At 27.7% G+C, this 17,813-nt stretch carries 11 protein-coding genes and 2 pseudogenes; 5 read left to right on the plus strand and 8 right to left on the minus strand.

Annotated elements, in window-relative coordinates; all coding sequences use genetic code 11:
• Positions 1 to 84 precede the first annotated feature (84 nt).
• The gene (locus tag L987_RS03435; RefSeq protein WP_047502964.1) at positions 85 to 1,638 is read left to right on the plus strand and encodes a trypsin-like serine protease; all 1,554 of its coding nucleotides are present in this window, start codon (positions 85 to 87) and stop codon (positions 1,636 to 1,638) included.
• Between the two features lie 164 nt (positions 1,639 to 1,802).
• Here the strand turns inward: L987_RS03435 and L987_RS03440 are convergent, their stop codons facing one another.
• Positions 1,803 to 2,177, minus strand: a complete 375-nt coding sequence (locus L987_RS03440; RefSeq protein ID WP_231558568.1) for a hypothetical protein — start codon at positions 2,175 to 2,177, stop codon at positions 1,803 to 1,805.
• 257 nt (positions 2,178 to 2,434) lie between these two features.
• Here L987_RS03440 and alsE point away from each other — a divergent pair.
• Positions 2,435 to 2,934: pseudogene (alsE, locus tag L987_RS03445) on the plus strand (D-allulose 6-phosphate 3-epimerase).
• 459 nt (positions 2,935 to 3,393) lie between these two features.
• On the opposite strand, the gene L987_RS03450 reads toward alsE, so the two are convergent.
• Genes L987_RS03450 through L987_RS03470 form a run of 5 tightly spaced genes read right to left on the minus strand, consistent with a single transcriptional unit; the run spans position 3,394 to position 11,150 of the window.
• Positions 3,394 to 3,858, minus strand: a complete 465-nt coding sequence (locus tag L987_RS03450) for a hypothetical protein (RefSeq protein WP_047502966.1) — start codon at positions 3,856 to 3,858, stop codon at positions 3,394 to 3,396.
• Positions 3,859 to 5,904: an AAA family ATPase gene (locus tag L987_RS03455; RefSeq protein WP_047502968.1), complete on the minus strand. Its 2,046-nt coding sequence runs from the start codon at positions 5,902 to 5,904 to the stop codon at positions 3,859 to 3,861.
• A 1-nt stretch (position 5,905) separates the two neighbouring features.
• Positions 5,906 to 6,088 carry a hypothetical protein gene (locus L987_RS03460; protein WP_047502970.1) on the minus strand — a complete coding sequence of 61 codons (183 nt, stop codon included), beginning with the start codon at positions 6,086 to 6,088 and terminating at the stop codon, positions 5,906 to 5,908.
• Positions 6,072 to 8,132: a DEAD/DEAH box helicase family protein gene (locus tag L987_RS03465; protein ID WP_047502972.1), complete on the minus strand. Its 2,061-nt coding sequence runs from the start codon at positions 8,130 to 8,132 to the stop codon at positions 6,072 to 6,074. Before L987_RS03465 ends, L987_RS03460 begins: the two co-directional genes overlap by 17 nt.
• Positions 8,133 to 11,150 carry a sigma factor-like helix-turn-helix DNA-binding protein gene (locus L987_RS03470; RefSeq protein WP_128424698.1) on the minus strand — a complete coding sequence of 1,006 codons (3,018 nt, stop codon included), beginning with the start codon at positions 11,148 to 11,150 and terminating at the stop codon, positions 8,133 to 8,135.
• A gap of 381 nt (positions 11,151 to 11,531) precedes the next feature.
• On the opposite strand from L987_RS03470, the pseudogene L987_RS03475 reads away from it, so the two are divergent.
• Positions 11,532 to 11,717 (plus strand): annotated as a pseudogene (locus L987_RS03475) (His/Gly/Thr/Pro-type tRNA ligase C-terminal domain-containing protein); the annotation flags it as partial.
• A 447-nt stretch (positions 11,718 to 12,164) separates the two neighbouring features.
• Here the strand turns inward: L987_RS03475 and L987_RS03480 are convergent.
• Together L987_RS03480 and L987_RS03485 are read right to left on the minus strand one after the other, a co-directional pair.
• Positions 12,165 to 12,503: a nucleotide pyrophosphohydrolase gene (locus L987_RS03480; RefSeq protein ID WP_047502978.1), complete on the minus strand. Its 339-nt coding sequence runs from the start codon at positions 12,501 to 12,503 to the stop codon at positions 12,165 to 12,167.
• Positions 12,496 to 14,226 carry a DUF2075 domain-containing protein gene (locus tag L987_RS03485; protein WP_047502980.1) on the minus strand — a complete coding sequence of 577 codons (1,731 nt, stop codon included), beginning with the start codon at positions 14,224 to 14,226 and terminating at the stop codon, positions 12,496 to 12,498. The genes L987_RS03480 and L987_RS03485 overlap by 8 nt, the downstream gene beginning before the upstream one ends.
• A gap of 300 nt (positions 14,227 to 14,526) precedes the next feature.
• Here L987_RS03485 and L987_RS03490 point away from each other — a divergent pair, with 300 nt between their 5' ends.
• Positions 14,527 to 14,919, plus strand: a complete 393-nt coding sequence (locus L987_RS03490; protein ID WP_047502982.1) for a (deoxy)nucleoside triphosphate pyrophosphohydrolase — start codon at positions 14,527 to 14,529, stop codon at positions 14,917 to 14,919.
• Between the two features lie 2 nt (positions 14,920 to 14,921).
• Complete coding sequence (locus L987_RS03495) at positions 14,922 to 17,804, plus strand: DUF3427 domain-containing protein (protein WP_047502984.1); 2,883 nt, start codon at positions 14,922 to 14,924, stop codon at positions 17,802 to 17,804.
• Positions 17,805 to 17,813 lie beyond the last annotated feature (9 nt).

Here is a 17,813-nt window from a genome sequence, read left to right on the forward strand (position 1 = left end):
ATACTAAATAGCACATGTATATAATATTGAATAAATACGTTAGCGTTAACTTTTTACACAAATAACAGTAAGGGGACAGGTTAAGTGAACAAAAGTTTATATAAATATGTTTACCACTTTATATCATTATTAATGGCAATTGTATTCATAATGACATTTCATATGACTAAATTACAAGCAGCTGAAACGACTACTAATGAGTACCATGCAGCCAACTATAAATTAACTAAAAACAATTCAATTCAAACAAAGGATACCAAATTTAATCAAAATAACTTATTGGACCATAACAATAAGAAACAAGTTGCCAAAAATATCGTTAAAAACAATAGTATTTATTCATCTTCTAAAAAAGCTGTAAATCAAAAAGCACAACCTGCATCACAGATACTAAAGTCTAAAAAACTACAAACAATAACACAACCCATACAAAACCACAAAACACTCGTACAATCGAATACAATAACCAAAAATAATACAAATACTAATGTGAAAGCAATCAAAAGTGAAAAGAAAAAAATATATACTTTACCAAGACAATTTAAGCAGGTAAAAACGCAAGTTCAATCAACTAAACTTAATAAAACCGGGCAAAAATCTAGCAAAGTAACAGCGAAGAAGCCACAGGTACTATCAACTTCTAGTAAAGTAACGAAGTTTAAGAAAAGTCCAGTGGAACCATCACCAAAACACAATCAAACTAAAATTCAAAAACCACAAATATTATCAGCAACTGTAAAAAACAAACCATCAAACACACAAATAAAAAAAGCAAAGGCATCTAAAAGTGTAAAAGTTACGCCAAAATCAAGCAAAAAAAAACAGACAAACCCTAACTACTATAATCAAGCGCCAAAACGATGGTCATCCAAGATACCTGGTAGTGATAATGTTCGAGACTTCGGTCAAACAACCAGTGCTTCTGGTATCAATGATGCATTAAAAATTATGAAAGCTTCAGGTAATAAAGGCGTTACTTTAGAACATACAAATGCAAAAGCAGCTAATATTGCAACTGTATTCAATTGGAATCCTACAGCAAAAGCGTTAACTTATGGCACTGGAACTGCAATTGGCAAACATACAATAATAACAGCGAACCATGTCACCAATAATCAACAAGTACATAAACCGATGACACCTTCATCAACACAAAATTTAAGAATAAACTTATTACAAGAAGGTTCAAAAGTGGCGCGCTCTCTCCAAATAACTGGTGTCAAAATGTTACAATATGGCGATGTTGCTTTAGTGTATACAAATGAAGATATTTCAAAATATATGAAGATACGTAAAATTGCTCCTGAAAAATCGATTACAAATATCAAATCCAATACACCTATTCACTTATATCATTACGGTTTACCAACTGGAAAATATAAAAAAGATCCAATGGGTACTATGTATCATTCAAAAGGTAAATATTCACTCATGGCTCGAAATGTAAATCCAATGGGTTATTATCAAATGATGGCTGAACCAGGGTCTTCTGGTGGATCAATTTTAAATAGCAAAAATGAAATTTTAGGAGTACATGCTTTCAGAATTGATTCAGGAGATTATAAAAAATATCACCTTAATACCATGGCAGAATTAAGAGGCAAACTTCGTCAAGAAGTAATCAAAAATATAAAATAAAGTCTAACCCTGCAATATCTGAAATAGATTGGCAGGGTTAGACTTTATTTTTCTATACTACCTTTTTTACTTGCTATATTTTCGAATACTACTAAGAGTGTGTTTTAGAATAGTGAAGTAGCATACGTTACCTTAGGATACATTTCATTTTAGCTTCGGTGATTTTAGTTGTTTTCACTGACAGATTTATTTTTCTCAAATAGATTATCTAGATGACGTGTAGTCAAGGCAGTATCTTGATTTAGCACTTTAATATCGTTATAAATTGCTTCAAGCTCTTTAAATGAACCTTGTGTTTGATCAATAAGTCCAATGTTCATAACTACTTTCAATAATATATAGGATAAACCTTTAAATTTTTTAAAAATAATAGTCTGTGCTTTCGGTCTAATACGATGACCTTGATGTTCCAACAATTGATACATTTCATTAAAAGCAGCTATTGTTTCTTTGATTAAAGCATCCGTGTGATGTTTTTTACTTTGTTTTAGAATAAAAAGCATGTTGATTGGTAAAATTGAAGCAGCATGTGACGTCAACCAATCTTCAAATTTTGCCTCATATGTTAATTTAATTTTCGTATTTTTAAATATTGAGTTTAGTTCATGTGCGAATGCAATATCTCCATACCGTAATTGTTACTGCATTAGTACTCACTATTCTAAAAAAACCGATCGATGAATCCAATGATATATAAGAAGAAACAGAAGAAGACGATATAGATTTAAATGAACTAAAAATTTCTTGAGGAGGGACATTTATGGTTAAAGCACAATTTTCGCCGTCATTAATGACGATGGATTTAGATAAATTTAAAGAACAAATCACTTTCTTAGATCAACATGTAGATTCGTATCATATAGATATTATGGACGGACACTATGTTCCAAACATTACGTTGTCACCATGGTTTATTGAACAAGTTAAAAAATTTCTTCCGTACCAATTTCTACACATTTAATGGTCACGCATCCAACGCAATGGATAGATCAGTTAATAAAAATTAAAAGTGAATTTATATGTGTACACGCAGAAGTTATGAACGGCATTGCTTATCGTTTAATCAATCAAGTGCACAACGCAGATTTAAAATTTGGAGTAGTATTAAATCCAGAAACTAAAATTGATATCATCATGCCCTATATAGATTTAGTCGATAAAATAACGATTATGACTGTTGATCCAGGTTTTGCAGGTGAAAAATTCATTGATAATACATTAGAAAAAATACGAGCGTTACGTATTCTTAGAGATAATAATAACTACAATTATCTTATTGAAATGGATGGGTCATAGAATAAAAATACATTTGAAAAGATTCAAAAAGCTGGACCAGATATCTATATATTAGGACGCAGTGGACTTTTTGGATTAAATTAAAATATTGAAACATCCTGGTATGAGATGTTTCAATATTTTAATAGCGCCAAGCAACAAATTTAATAACTATAAATTCAATAAATACAACAATCCCCCTAATCATTATTGAATAGGGGAGGTTGTATTTTAGCAGTTCTATGTCTTTGATTTTTAATGTTTATTCTTTTCCCATTTCTTCGCAGATAACTAGTACAGTATATCGTAATTTTTATCAAAATTAATATATTATGGGCATATAAATTATTTTTTTGAAACTGATAGTTCTTATTCTTTATATATACTAATGTAAAAATAACTAACAGATACACAATAACCATTGCGATTTATTGTCGAAAATGCTTTGTTTTAAATTTAAACATTTAAAATCCACATTGATTAAAATGGTATATTTTGAACTTCAGAAAGTATATACTTTGATAAATCAAATGTTAAATTTCCATCTTCATTGTTAAGAAACTCGCCATTCCATCTATGAGATAATCCACTTTCAACAATTAGTTCTAATCCTCCATTTGCATATTCATCGATTATATTTTTAATTTTCATTTTATTATTTAAATTTACAATTTCATCAATATTATTATCTATTTCACTATCAGCAAAAACCATATTAAGTAATAATGCTTCTTCTTTATATGATAAATAACTAGTTCTTGTTTCTTTACCTTTATTTTCAATTTGAACACGTTTTGAATTTTTAAATCCTACTGCTGCAGCCAGTATATATAGTTGCTTAATTTCTATTTTGTTTTTTGATTCTTTTTTGTTAAAAGTATCAAAAACATCATTATATTTACTGTCGGTAAAAAATATCATTTGATTATCTTTTAATATACCCATTTAAAGCCCTCCTCTAGTAGACATTGTTTCATTTAAATCTACAGCTTCAATTTCAGAGTGATGTATGTCTAATTGATTTATTCTATACCATCGCCCTAAACGATTTGTCGATTTAAACACTTTTTCTTCACTCGGAGTTAATTCAGTATCTGTAACAAGTAGTATCCACTGTGCTGTTAAATTTGGTATCTTTTCAATTAAATTATCTCTGTTCATTCCACTCAATCTATTAAATGGAGAATCCATAAATAGTGGGTAGTCAATTTTATCAACAGAATCTTCTCTAACTGCTAATTTAGCTAATGCAGTTATAAAAGAAAGGGAGAGTATCTGTCTTTGTCCTTGTGAAATATCTTGAGTTATTTTATATCCATTATTATTAAAGGCAACAATTTGGAAATGTGCATCTATTTCAACATTATTAATAACCTCGATATCTTTTTTATCTATTAACTTTTTGAAAATATCAGATGTATATTTACCTAGTAAACTTCTTACATCTTCGCTAAATGTTTTTGAAATATCTTTTAATTCATGTTCAAGTGTTACCAACATTTGTAACTGTGATTGATCAAATTCATTTCTACTTTCCTTTTTCAAAAGTTCTTGATATTGCTTTTCAAGTTCTTCTTTTTGCACGTCTAATTCTTCAAGTTTATTTTCTTTAAGTGCGATTTCTCTAATAGCATTTTCCTTTTTCGCTTCCTCTTGTTCTATCATACTTTGAATATCTGCTAAATCGACAGAATTTTTAGCTGAATTAGCAATATCATCTTTAAAGTCTTTAATAGAATCTACTTCTTTTGAAATTTGGTTACTCAAAGTTTTATAACTCTTTAAATTACTATTAAAATCTTGTTCACTTTTTTTATGCTCATCTAAACTATCTTTTGCTTCTTTTAATAAATTTCTTGCTAGTTCATATGATTCAGAGTGTTTATATGTTTCTAGTAAAGACTCAATGTATTTCTTGTTTTGTTCATGTTCTTTTAAATCATTATCACAAACGATACACTTATCGTTTAATAATGATAAGTTCAAAATTTCTTTTGGTATGCTTACTTTATTATCACCTAAAAAATTATCAAAATAATTTTTGTTTTCATCTAGGAAGCCCTCCAATAATAAAGATGGACCAACCTCAAATAAACTGCGACTCAGTTGTGTCTTATTATTCTCTAATTGATTTTGCAATAATTCTATTTGATCTTCTTTTTCTTTAATTCTATTTTTTGTCTCAACAATATGTTTGTTTTTTTCTAGTGTTAATGAATGCTTTGCGATCATTTCATCCATTACTTGTTTATCTTCATCTATTTTAACTAGTATGCTTTTGATTTCTTCCGTCTCTATATCAATATCACTCATTTTCTTTGATATTTGGTTCGCGTTACCATCTTTCATACCTTCTGACAAGCGATGACGAACAACTTTACTAATATCCTTCACAAATGATTTAGCAGTTTCAATTTTATCTAATTGTAGCAAACTAAATATTGCATTTTTAACTTCTTTTCTCACGTTAGAATCTGCTTTTGCTATAGTATCTATTTTTTCAGCGTCAAATAAAAAGAAATCTTTAATATCTTCATTAATAATTTTATTTATTTTTATATTAATTTCTTGTTTGTCAGATAAAGCATTCGCTTTGACGTTCCCAGTTTTTGCATCAATCTCAAGGAGACTTACATCCCCTTCTTGTTCTTGAATTGAATTTGAAGATATTTTTATAGCTCTCATCACTCTTTTGATTTCATACACATTATTTTCATGCTCAAATTTTAATGTAACAGAAGACTGAGCTGGCCCCGAAGTATCATCAATAACTTTAAAATTTGTCAAATGTATATTTTCATTCGCTGCATCTTGAGATATTTTCTTTGAACCAAATAACACAAACATAATCGCTCTGTATATGCCTGTTTTCCCTTTACCGTTCTCCCCAAAAAGGATAGTAGTATTTTGGTCGCCTTGATATGCAAATTCAATAGACTGCTTACCATAATATTGTCTGAAATTTTCTAAATCCATTTTAATAAGTTTCATATTATTGTTCATCTCTTTCTTTGACAAATTCACTCAAGTGTTTTTTGAACTTATCTTTAGCTAATGTTTCTTCTGTACTTGTATTCGCACTTGCTAAATCATTAAGCAATGGTCTTAATAATGTTTCATACTCATCGTCCAAATTTGATAATCTTTTACTTAATTCATTATTTAATGCTGTCATTATCATACAACTCCTTCGTTTCTTTATATACATCCCACGGTTTTTTATACATTAAGAGGGTTAAATTATAATCTTCTAATACTTTACTCATCTCTAATTTATTTTGTGTTGTATTTACCGCACTATCATTAAATTCAGAAAATCTAGGTAATTCCTTTACTGCAATTTTATAAAAATCATCATAAGTTAATCCAATTGGTAATACAATATAATCATGTATTATCGCAAAAGTTTTCCCTTTATGTTTTCGAAGAATTCGTCCACGTCTTTGTACAAATTCTCTAGGATTAGATGTACTTGCTAAAAAATATGCTGTTTTAGTTGCAGGCACATCCACACCCTCATCTAAACATTTAATAGCAACTAAAACTTGTATTTGTGCTTGTTCAAACATAGTTAGCAACTTTTCTCTATCTCTATTCTTAACATCCGAATTAAATTTAGAAACTTTTACACCTAAATCTGAAATTGATTTCACAATCATTTCTATATCCCCAGGCGCACAATAAACTAGTGTATGAGAGATTTTAGAAAGGTCCTCTGCTTTAAAATCTTGCAAGAAAGCATTTATCTTATTACTAGCCTTATTGATTAAATTAGATCTTTTTCTAAATAAAATCTCTAATTTTTCTTTGGTGTCAGCATCATCTTTATTTAAATTATTAATAATTTGTTGCGTAATTTTATTATATTCTTGCATTTCTGATTCTGTAAATTCGACAAGATGTGGATAATAATCATATTTCGTTAATTTTTCATTACTAATAGCTTGATCTAAAGTATATTCATAGACTACTTCTCCAACTGATTTTTTCATATATGCGGTCCCTTCTTCATCCCACCAACGATCTGGCGTCGCTGACAGACCTAATCGAGCATCGAATTTTTCAAATGGAAAATCTTTGAATCCTTTAAAAGTTATGTAATGACATTCATCTGTAATTAGCATTGCCGAATCGTTCAATTTTCTAAACAGGTTTTTAAAATGAGCTGACGTTGCAGTTTTATAAGTCGTCACAACTGTAAATTGATCAATAAGTCCTAAATTATACTCTTGAACCATTTCTTTAGTTTTGTTTATCCACGAAGATTGAGAACCCATACATTTAACTACATCTGTTCTTAAAATAAAATTTATATCTTTTTCCCATTGGTTCACTAAATGCTGAAATGGTACTACTATAACAGTCACACAAGTTTTCACTGTTTCATTATAAGATTTTGCAGCTAATAGACTAGTTATCGTTTTACCTGTTCCTGTAGCCATTTCTAATATCCCTTTGTATCCAGCTGTTTCCCAACTATTGATTGCTTCTTTTTGATATTTTCTAGGTTCAATTTTTCTTTCATTTGCTTCTAATTTTTTATTTTTTAAGGCAAGTGGTGGTTCCGAAGATTTATATTCAATCATTTTTTTTCTTATAGTTTCTGGTAAATTTATTACTTTTAATTCATTAGTTTCATTTGACCATAACTTTTCAAAATCAACTATTGCATTATCAATTCTATGTTTATCTTGCTCATTTGAATAAACATCAATTTTTTCAAAATTTTGACTTAATCCATTATATGTTTCATTAGCAGAACCTGAAAATGCAATTGAATTATTATTTTGATCAGTGAAAATTCCAAATTTTTCGTGATATATTGAACCATTAGTAGCAAAAGCAATTTTAATATCTAATTGTCCTCTATAAATTAACCAAGATAAAACATTGAGTGTATCATCTTCAATTGTTTTATAACTTAATTCAATTTCTTTTAATAGATGTCTTTCAATCACACTCTCACGAGCAGCATGCCCTTTTTCAATGGCTTCAATATCTTTTTGTGATAAATTAGGATTAGCTACAATTCTAATTTGTCCACCATTCAATAGAAAAACGTCTAAACCTTCAGCTAATAATTTCAAACTCTCACTTGTGAAATATCCTGATGCCCTATCATACTTAACTGCCTTATTTAAACAAGGTTTATAAAAATGTTCAAACAAGTTATCGTGACTTGACCTATATTGTAATTTGAACGTTAAACTATCGAGCATTTACACACCTCTTTCATTTAAGTTAAAAAAACCTACATTGTCAAAAGTGAAATAGTCACTTTCTTTAATTGTGAAATATATTTGATCTGAATTTTCAGTTACTAATCCTCTTAATTTTAAAAAGGATAATAATTTTTCTTCACTATATATCCCTTTAAAGTCTTTTTTTATAATTGTGTAAACAAGTTCGGAATAAGATTTGAATTTGTTAGTTATAATAGGTAATTCATAAGTAGAACCATAATATGCCTCAAGTAAATGATAACCATTTACTTTTGCAATATGCGCTATTATTTCAGGTGTTGCCATAAGCGACTCATTAATCTCAACATTTATTTTTTGAAGCTGATTCTTAGTTAAATATATATTTTCGTCTAATTTAACTTTTAATATCTCCAATAAATTATTTTCTATATTTGACGAAAGGTTAAATTTTTCAAGATTCAGAAAAATATCATTGTTATATGGGATTATTTTATTTTCATCGACTAATATGTTTTTCATTTTATAATACCTTTGTTCTGAATATCCTTTTTCAACAACAAAATTCCGCAATTCTTTTGTGGTAATCATTTGAGGCAATTTAGATACTATTATATCTTCTATATTTCTATACTCTGTATATTTACTATATAAAAATTGTGAATGCCCCATCATATACATAAATTTAGATTTTACAAATTGCGCAAAACTATGAAGATCTTTAATATTATATTTATTTATCAATACAGATAACTTTTCATCAAAAGCAACCATAATATACAAGTCTGCTGTGATTAGATAGCCCTTTGCTACTTCATTATTCACTAAATTATACAGCACATCGTAATCTTCTTCTTCTTCTATACCTTTAATCAAAATGATTTCTTGATTACCATTAAGTATTACGTTGGTGAGTCTTGGAATCATTTGTTCTAACTTAATTCGTTTCCATTTTAAATCTTTTAATACTTTATCAATCGAAACAATTGGACATTCATCCAAATACTTAGTTAATATGTCTTCAACAGTTAAATTGTTTGATTCCTTCGGATAAATATATAGTGTGTTTTGATGTCCAACTTTAAAGTCTTCTGAATAAAAATTTTTGATTATAGAATACAAGTGTGAATAAGAATAGATATTGTTCTCTTGCATTAATTTTGAATGATTCTTATAAATTAATCTAGGATCTGCATACTGACCTTGTGTAAGTTCTTCATTTACAAGTTGTTTAATTTCAACTAAAAATTCTCCATCAATATCTTCAAAATTTTCATATTTATAAGCATTTCTGTCTATTAAAATGACATTTTTAGCATCTGCTACTCTTGAGAATAATGCTCTTGGATTAGAATTAATTTCTTTATCAAATAAAGTCTCGACTTTATGCTTCAAAATTTGATATCCTTCATCATTATTTATAAATATTTTATCTTTGTTCAAATACATAACATACTCTAATGCCGCTACAATTGTTATATTAGACTGAACAAAATTATTATTTACTAATTTATAATTAAATTCATTCAACCATTTTGTAGCGAATTCCATGTTTTCTTCATATATATATTCTAATTCATTTAAAGGTATCACCAAACTACCATTTGCAACATACCATTCTATTTCATCTTTTATATTTCTATATAATTTATGTGAAATCAAAAGCATATATTCATTGTTTACTAAATATTTAGAATTTTCTTCTAGTAAAATAGCAATTATAAAGTTATATTCTAATTCTATACTTAAATATTTTATAATTTGAGCTAATTGGATGATAGATTTCTTTCTAAATTTAAATAGAATGAACTTTATCATTTTTTTTAGTTCACTTGATTCTTTCAGATTACGTTTAGCTTTTGCTTCAATTTGTCTTACTCTTTCTCTCGTAACTTGAATTTCCTTAGCTATTTCTTCTAAGGTTTTACCTTTATTTCTATCTCTGAGTACTTTAAATTCTTTTTCAGATATTGTTTTTAAAATCTCATCTTTAATTTTTGTAAAATCAGGTAATTTCTCTATAAAATCCAAAAGTATTTCTACAATTGCTTTATCATAAAATTCTGTTCCTAATTCTTTTACTAATCTTGTTTCATTTAAAAATATATATGATAACTCATAAAAATTTATAATGTCAGAAATAGTCATATCCTTAATAAATACATAATTAACATGGTTTTTCAATTCTGTCAATTTAGAATTAAGATTTAATAAATAATGTTCATGTTGAACATTGTTATTTTCAAAAATCTCCCATATTACACTTTGTCCATATAAATATGGCCTTTTTGATAATAAATTGTCTTCACTAAAATACACATCCATAAACTCCAAGTAACTTTTATTATACCTACTTAATAGTGCATCTATTTCTTTATTATGAAAGTTGTATTTTGAGATACTTTTATTTCTTATTAATTCATTTTCAACACAGTATTGGTATATCTTTTCCCATGTTTTTTTTCTAGTTCCTTTTGCATTTTTGTATTCTACTAAAGCCTCATCGATTTCATTAATAGTATAGTCATTCTTGTCACAATATTTAATGAAGTGTGAAAATAATTTATCAGGAACATAATTAGATATATCTAGATCATTATGTGATCTTTTTTCAATAATATTCTCTTGCTTATATATTACATCAAAACCATATTCTTTTAGTTTTGATATAAATAACTCTTTTCGTTCGGGTATTATAAATTTATCAAAACCATTAACTGGTACATAACTAAAAAATTTATCTGAATTTATTTTTAAATCAGCCACTATTTGTGTTAATCCAAATAGTTCGAAAGGAAAAGACTTATATCTATCTTTATTATCACTAATGCTAATATAAGGATACACATTATAATCTATACCTTTGAGAAAATTATTTTGTAATTCTTCCTTAAATCCAATACCTCTAATATGTAATTCTTTACGAAATTGATTCAATCTTTTTTTGTCTTGTTTATATAACTCTCTCATATTGTCCATTACCTTATCATTAAAGTATTTAGACATATAGTAACTGTGCTTTTTAACCTCATCCAAATCGAAATAATCAGGAAAATTAAATATGATCTACACCCCCCTTTTTCAAAGATAAAAAAACTATTTTTTTCTTTTATAAAACATTTTAAACCATATATTTATAATAATACACCGCGCAATATATTTCTACACATATTAAAGTGATTTTTTCACTTCATATACTTTTTATTTTCATTATTACTAGTTTTTTTATAAAGAACTTATATATATACGTAAAATTTAATCTTACTATTATTTCTTTCCAGACAATTTACCATTATTGTTAGCACCCAAAAAGTTAATATTAGACCAATAAACAAAAGATTATATTTAGCTTATGAAGACCAAATTAAAATGCAGTTAAAGTCTAACTGTATTTTAATTACCTAGGATAGCAGTGATGAAAAAATGGGTTACAAAATTAGACAATCTCAAATTAAGAAAGTGCCCTATACTATTGTCATTGGAGATAATGAAGTAAGAGACAATACCCTTTCTATTCGCAAACATGGTGAAGATGAAGAACACATATTTGCAGCGACAGATTTTATAGAACTGATTAAAAAAGAAAAACATATATTATATTAATCTAAAGAAGCCCTTCATACTTGTGAAGGGCTTCTTTTAGGTTAATTCGATGAACTGATCGAATCTATTAACTGATAAAAGTATTCTGTTTTCAATTCTTGTAACGGCTACATCTAATTAGTTAAGTTTCTCACACGACCACAGTTCACAGCACTATTTTAATTGTTGCCAATACCTACTACAAAGTAAACATTTTGTCTTTTTATCCTTGAAAAGTATGAACAGTCCCTATAGATTTATACACCTACATATTTATTTTCTTACTATTAACATTAATAGGCAATTTGGATTTCACTAAATATTTTATTTGTTTTTACACTGATGAAAATGAAGATATCACAATTGAACTAGGTTCTACCTGGTCATCTTTAATTGCTTCATGCCAATCATTAGCTAATAATTCAAATTCCCTTTCACGAATTACTTTTGAACTGATGTTCCACTTAATTATAAATCTTTGTATTTAGTATTATTATCTTTACTTTTGTCTAGTGGATACTTTTCAGCATTTTTTACTAATTTCTTACGGATGATTTCATTAATATCAAAGTCTAGATTATCCGCTAACATATAACTATAGATTAATACATCTGCTAGTTCTTCTGCTAATCTCTCTTGTTTAGTATCTACTACTTCTTCAGATGATTTCCATTGGAATAATTCAAGTAGTTCAGCTGCTTCTAAACTTATCGATAAAGATAAATCTTTTTCATTGTGAAATTGTCTCCAGTTACGCTCGTCTCTAAATTGATTGATTTCTTTTAGTAATTCTTTTATTTCATTCATTTTTATCACCTTTTGATGCTTTTTTAAGTGCTTCTCTTAATTGATTATCTACTGCATAAATATATAATCCATTTACACCACGTGTTAACAAAACATTTAATTCATTTTTTAATAGTGTTTCTGAGAAATACTGCTTTGAACCATCTTCTAAGGTTCTTCGACGTGTAGCTTTTTTATTAGCACTACTCTGTTCATCAAAAACTATTTTACCATTTCTATATTTTACAGAAGGTCCAATTATTACTCCTGCGAAGTTTAAATCTAAACCTTGAATGGTATATGTTGATCCTATCTCATCTATTGATTGCTCTTGTTCAACCCATGGTAATTTGGATTGTTCTTTACTTACTTTAAACTGATAATTCCATGGCATTGACCAATTACCGACCTTCACTCTCCAATAATCCTCATTTTCAGGAGGTTTGGTCTTATATTGCCAGTCAAAAGTAGCAAGCATTCTAGATATACCACTATCAGTATTTTGTGCCTTGTCTTTTATAGATTGTTCTAACTCATTTGGATTGTCAAAAACCTTAATTTCATATCCTTTTTTATCATAAGGAATATTTTGTACTTTTTGATTATCAACCAAATTTCTTATCCATTCAATTGTTGTTTCGTCACTATTTATACGCATTTGATTTCTTAATATGATATGATTATTCTTATTTTTTGCTGAATCAAAATGGTAATTCAACTTATCTACTTCCCATATTTGTTCAGTTGTTAGTACTTGTTTTAAATCAAAAACAATAACTACAACTTTAGCTCTTTCTAACAAATCATTTAAATGGTTTTCACCTTGATAACTCTGTTTACCTTGAGTTAAAAGTAAATGTGCTTCATCTACAATTACAACGTCTACTTTTTCGTTTGATGAATGATTATTAATAAAACTAGTAGGTTTACTGACAATATTATTAGATTTAGTAGAAAGACCTAATTTAGTAACTATTTGATTATAGATTGATACATGCTCATTGTGGTTTACTAATAAATGAATATCTAGATTTTTATCTAAATCTAAATTGTACTTCCCTATTTCATAAAGTAACGTACTCATCAAAACAGTTTTTCCCGATCCAGCTTCTCCTTCAACAATTATCAATTGTCCTTTTTCATCTAGAATAACTGCTTCCTTTATTTTATCTAATATCTCTTCTTTTGCATTTATTTGCTCTTGAGTTAGTTTATGAAAAGGAGAAGCTTTAAATATTGCTGAATCTTTAATTATGCTTTCAATTGGAAATAAAGATTTATTTTTCTTATTTAGTGATTTCCAAATATCAGAAAATATCTCATCTAATTTATCAGAAGTAAAGTATTCATTTTGTTGGTTTGTTCTACTATTATGAACCCTAGAAATATTATCTACACTTAATAAATACTGCATTAATCTATTTTCAATATCTAAGGTCAATGACTTATTGAATAATTCATGACCTATAACATACATTGATGAACTATTTGATTCAGAAAAATCTTCCCAAAATGTTTTCATTTTTCTATCTACATTAAGATGCTGTCTAGTTCTATTTCTAATATCTGCAGTTTCCCCAACATATACTTCAAAATCACTTCCACGCTTTTTATCGTTTATTATATAAACCGTTGGATATCTCAATAAATACTTACCATATGATGAAGCTTTCCATTTTCGAACTGAATCATTAAGATTTTCTAATGAATATTGCAAGTTTTCTATCTTTAACAAGTTCCCCATTTGCATCACCTATTGAATTATCTTCTATCAATTACTATTTTATCAATTTTGTGATAAGTTTATCTACTTTTTAAATATTTAGTATAAAAACTTAAATTTCCTTGATAATCTAAAAGACATTTTTCTCTTCATAAAATTTTGTTAATTCTAATAAGAAAATTCTATTTTATCTAAAGATTTTTGATCTGATATTTTATTTTTGAAAAACTCTCTTCATTAGACCTTAAATTTATGTTTTATTACCTTTGATGTGATATTTTGTTAAAATATAAAATAAACACAATTTTTGGGGGTAATATTTTGAAAAAACAAATCGAAGTTGTTGGTGCTGTTATTTTTTCTGATAATAAAGTCCTTTGTGCACAAAGAAATGAGAATATGAGTTTACCTCTTATGTGGGAATTTCCTGGGGGTAAAGTTGAAAAAAATGAATCTGATGTTGATGCATTAAAACGTGAAATAAACGAAGAAATGTTATGTGATCTTGAAGTTGGTAATAAAATTACTTCAACTTCTTATGAGTATGATTTTGGGATTATTAATCTTCATACATATAAATGTAATTTAAAAGAAAAAATGCCTAAATTAACTGAACATAAAAGTATTAAATGGTTAAATATTAATGAATTAGAAACATTAGAATGGGCACCAGCAGACATACCAGCTGTAAAAATTATTGTAGATGGGGAATAACATTGGATAATTTATTAGAAGATTTTAATCAGTCGCTTCACAAAGGATTTATCGATCGTACAATCTCTCATAAAGGTAATTTCATGCCTAAGTTATTGATTAATAATAAAGATGAGAATGTACTTTCAACAATTATTGATGAACTATATAAATGCAAATCATTTACGATTTCAGTAGCCTTTATTACTGAAAGTGGGTTAGCTAGCTTAAAATCCCACCTGTATGATTTGAATCAAAAAGGTATTCATGGAAAGATTATTACTTCTAATTATTTAGGTTTTAACACGCCTAAAATGTATAAAGAGTTATTAAAACTTAAAAATGTTGATGTTAGATTAACCGATGTTGATGGATTTCACGCTAAGGGTTATGTATTTGATCATGAACATTATGCTTCAATGATAGTAGGAAGTTCTAATTTAACTTCTAATGCATTAAAGATAAACTATGAACACAATATCTTACTATCCACACAAAAGAATGGTGATCTTGTTTATAATATAAAAGCTCAATTTGATGAATTATGGTGCAAAAGCATACCTCTTTCAGATGCTTGGATAAATGATTATGAACTTATATATAATGATAGATCCTTAAAAAATACCCTACACACCATAGAGAAACAAAGCGTTATTCAAAATCACATTGAACAGGCTGCAAAAATTGAACCAAACATTATGCAAAACGAAGCTTTACATTCATTAGGCGAGCTTAGAAAGTGTGGAAAGGATAAGTCATTGATTATATCTGCAACTGGTACTGGTAAGACAATCTTGTGTGCATTGGATGTAAGAAATTTTAATCCAAATAAATTTCTATTTATCGTTCATAATGAAGAAATTTTACAAAAAGCAATTGAAGAATTCAAAAAAGTATTACCTTTTTCTAAAGATGAAGAATTTGGATTATTAACAGGTAAGCATAAAGAAACTGATGCTAAATATTTATTTGCTACCATTCAAACTTTATCTAAAGAAGATATATACACTCAGTTTGATCAGAATCATTTTGATTATATTGTATTCGATGAAGCACATCGTTCTGCAGCAAAATCATATCAGAAAGTTTTCAATTATTTTACACCTCATTTTGTTCTTGGAATGACTGCTACACCAGAAAGAACAGATGACCTAAATATATTTGAAATGTTTGAATACAATATTGCTTATGAAATCCGATTACAAAAAGCACTTGAAAGTGAATTACTATGTCCTTTCCATTATTTTGGTGTTACTGACTATATTCACGAAGGAACATCAAAGGATGACTTTAGTAGCTTAACTGATTTAACTTCTGATGAAAGAATTAGACATATATTAGAAAAAACGCAATACTATGGTTATTCTGGTGAAGAATTAAAAGGAATTATATTTGTTAGCAGGAAAGACGAGGCTAAGTATTTAGCTAATAAACTAACATCACAAAATGTGCCTTCTGTTGCACTGACCGGTGAAGATAATTCAGAAAAAAGACAAAGAGTAATAGAACAACTCAAATCTGGAGAGATCAATTATATTATAACTGTTAATTTATTTAATGAAGGTATAGATATCGCACCTGTAAATCAAATTGTCATGTTAAGAGAAACTGAATCAAGTATTATCTTTATTCAACAGCTTGGTAGAGGACTTAGAAAAAGTGAAAACAAAGAATATTTAACAGTTATAGATTTTATAGGTAACTACGATAAGAACTATCTTATCCCAATAGCATTATCAGGCGATCAATCTCAAAATAAAGATAATTATAGAAGATTTTTAACAAGTAACTCAGCATTAATGGGTGTATCAACAATCAACTTTGAAGAAGTCGCTAAGAAGAAAATATACGATTCGCTTAAACAAGTTAAACTAAGTGCTGCTTCTCATATTAAACAAGCATATAACGAACTTGCAGAAAGAATCGGTAGAATGCCTCTACTTATGGACTTTATTAGACAGAATTCCATAGACCCAAGTGTTATATATTCAAACGACAGCGCATATAAAAACTATAATGATTTTCTTGTTAGAACCAAGAAAATAGAAGAACAATTAAATAAAAACGAAAACCTTAATTTAACATTTTTATCAAGAGAAATTGCACCAGGTTTAAAAAATGTAGATCATACTATTTTAAAAGCAATAATTGAAAGACCGCATAAGATAAATGAATTACTGAAAATTGTTCAAAATGTAGATCCAAAGGTTACCTTTGAAGACGTTCAAACAACTTTAAAAATATTAGACTATAGTTTTTTTAGTGACAGTATTAATAAAACCTATGGCAAACCTATTATCAATATTTCAAATGATGAAATAACTTTAACGAAATCTTTTTCTGCATCACTTGAAAAATTACTCTTCAAAAAATATGTCGAAGATATAATAGAATTAGCGCAATATAATAATAAAACACATCAAAAAAATCAAAATGATTTACTACTTTATAACAAATATACAAGAAAAGACTTCGTTAAATTACTAAATTGGAAATCAGACGAATCTGGAGTAATCAATGGATATAAATTCGGTAATAACACATTACCAATCTTCATAACATATCATAAAGATGATAATATCAGTGACAACACAAAATATGAAGACGAATTCCTAAGTCCCGATGAACTCAAATGGTTTACAAAATCAAATAGAAAATTAGATTCGCCAGAAGTACAAAAAATATTAGCACATCAAAAAAATAATATAGATATGTATGTCTTTGTAAAAAAAGAAGATGTTGCTGATGGTAAAGAATTTTATTTCCTGGGAAAAGCACACTACATAGAAGGGACCGCAGAACAATCAACAATGCCAAATGAAAACAAAGACAACATTGTAACAATGACATTGTCTATGGAAACACCTGTAAAAGATGAAATTTACAGATATATATTGGAAAATTAGAAAAATAAG

It is taken from the genome of Staphylococcus sp. ZWU0021 (assembly GCF_000798895.1).
GTDB classification, from domain to species: Bacteria; Bacillota; Bacilli; order Staphylococcales; family Staphylococcaceae; genus Staphylococcus; species Staphylococcus saprophyticus.

What these genes read in the sequence shown, in the direction of transcription:
- L987_RS03450 (WP_047502966.1), bottom strand. Translation starts at nt 3,858, where the DNA reads ATGGGTATATTAAAAGATAATCAAATGATATTTTTTACCGACAGTAAA.
- L987_RS03455 (WP_047502968.1), bottom strand. Translation starts at nt 5,904, where the DNA reads ATGAAACTTATTAAAATGGATTTAGAAAATTTCAGACAATATTATGGT.
- L987_RS03460 (WP_047502970.1), bottom strand. Translation starts at nt 6,088, where the DNA reads ATGACAGCATTAAATAATGAATTAAGTAAAAGATTATCAAATTTGGAC.
- L987_RS03465 (WP_047502972.1), bottom strand. Translation starts at nt 8,132, where the DNA reads ATGCTCGATAGTTTAACGTTCAAATTACAATATAGGTCAAGTCACGAT.
- L987_RS03480 (WP_047502978.1), bottom strand. Translation starts at nt 12,503, where the DNA reads ATGAATGAAATAAAAGAATTACTAAAAGAAATCAATCAATTTAGAGAC.
- L987_RS03485 (WP_047502980.1), bottom strand. Translation starts at nt 14,226, where the DNA reads ATGGGGAACTTGTTAAAGATAGAAAACTTGCAATATTCATTAGAAAAT.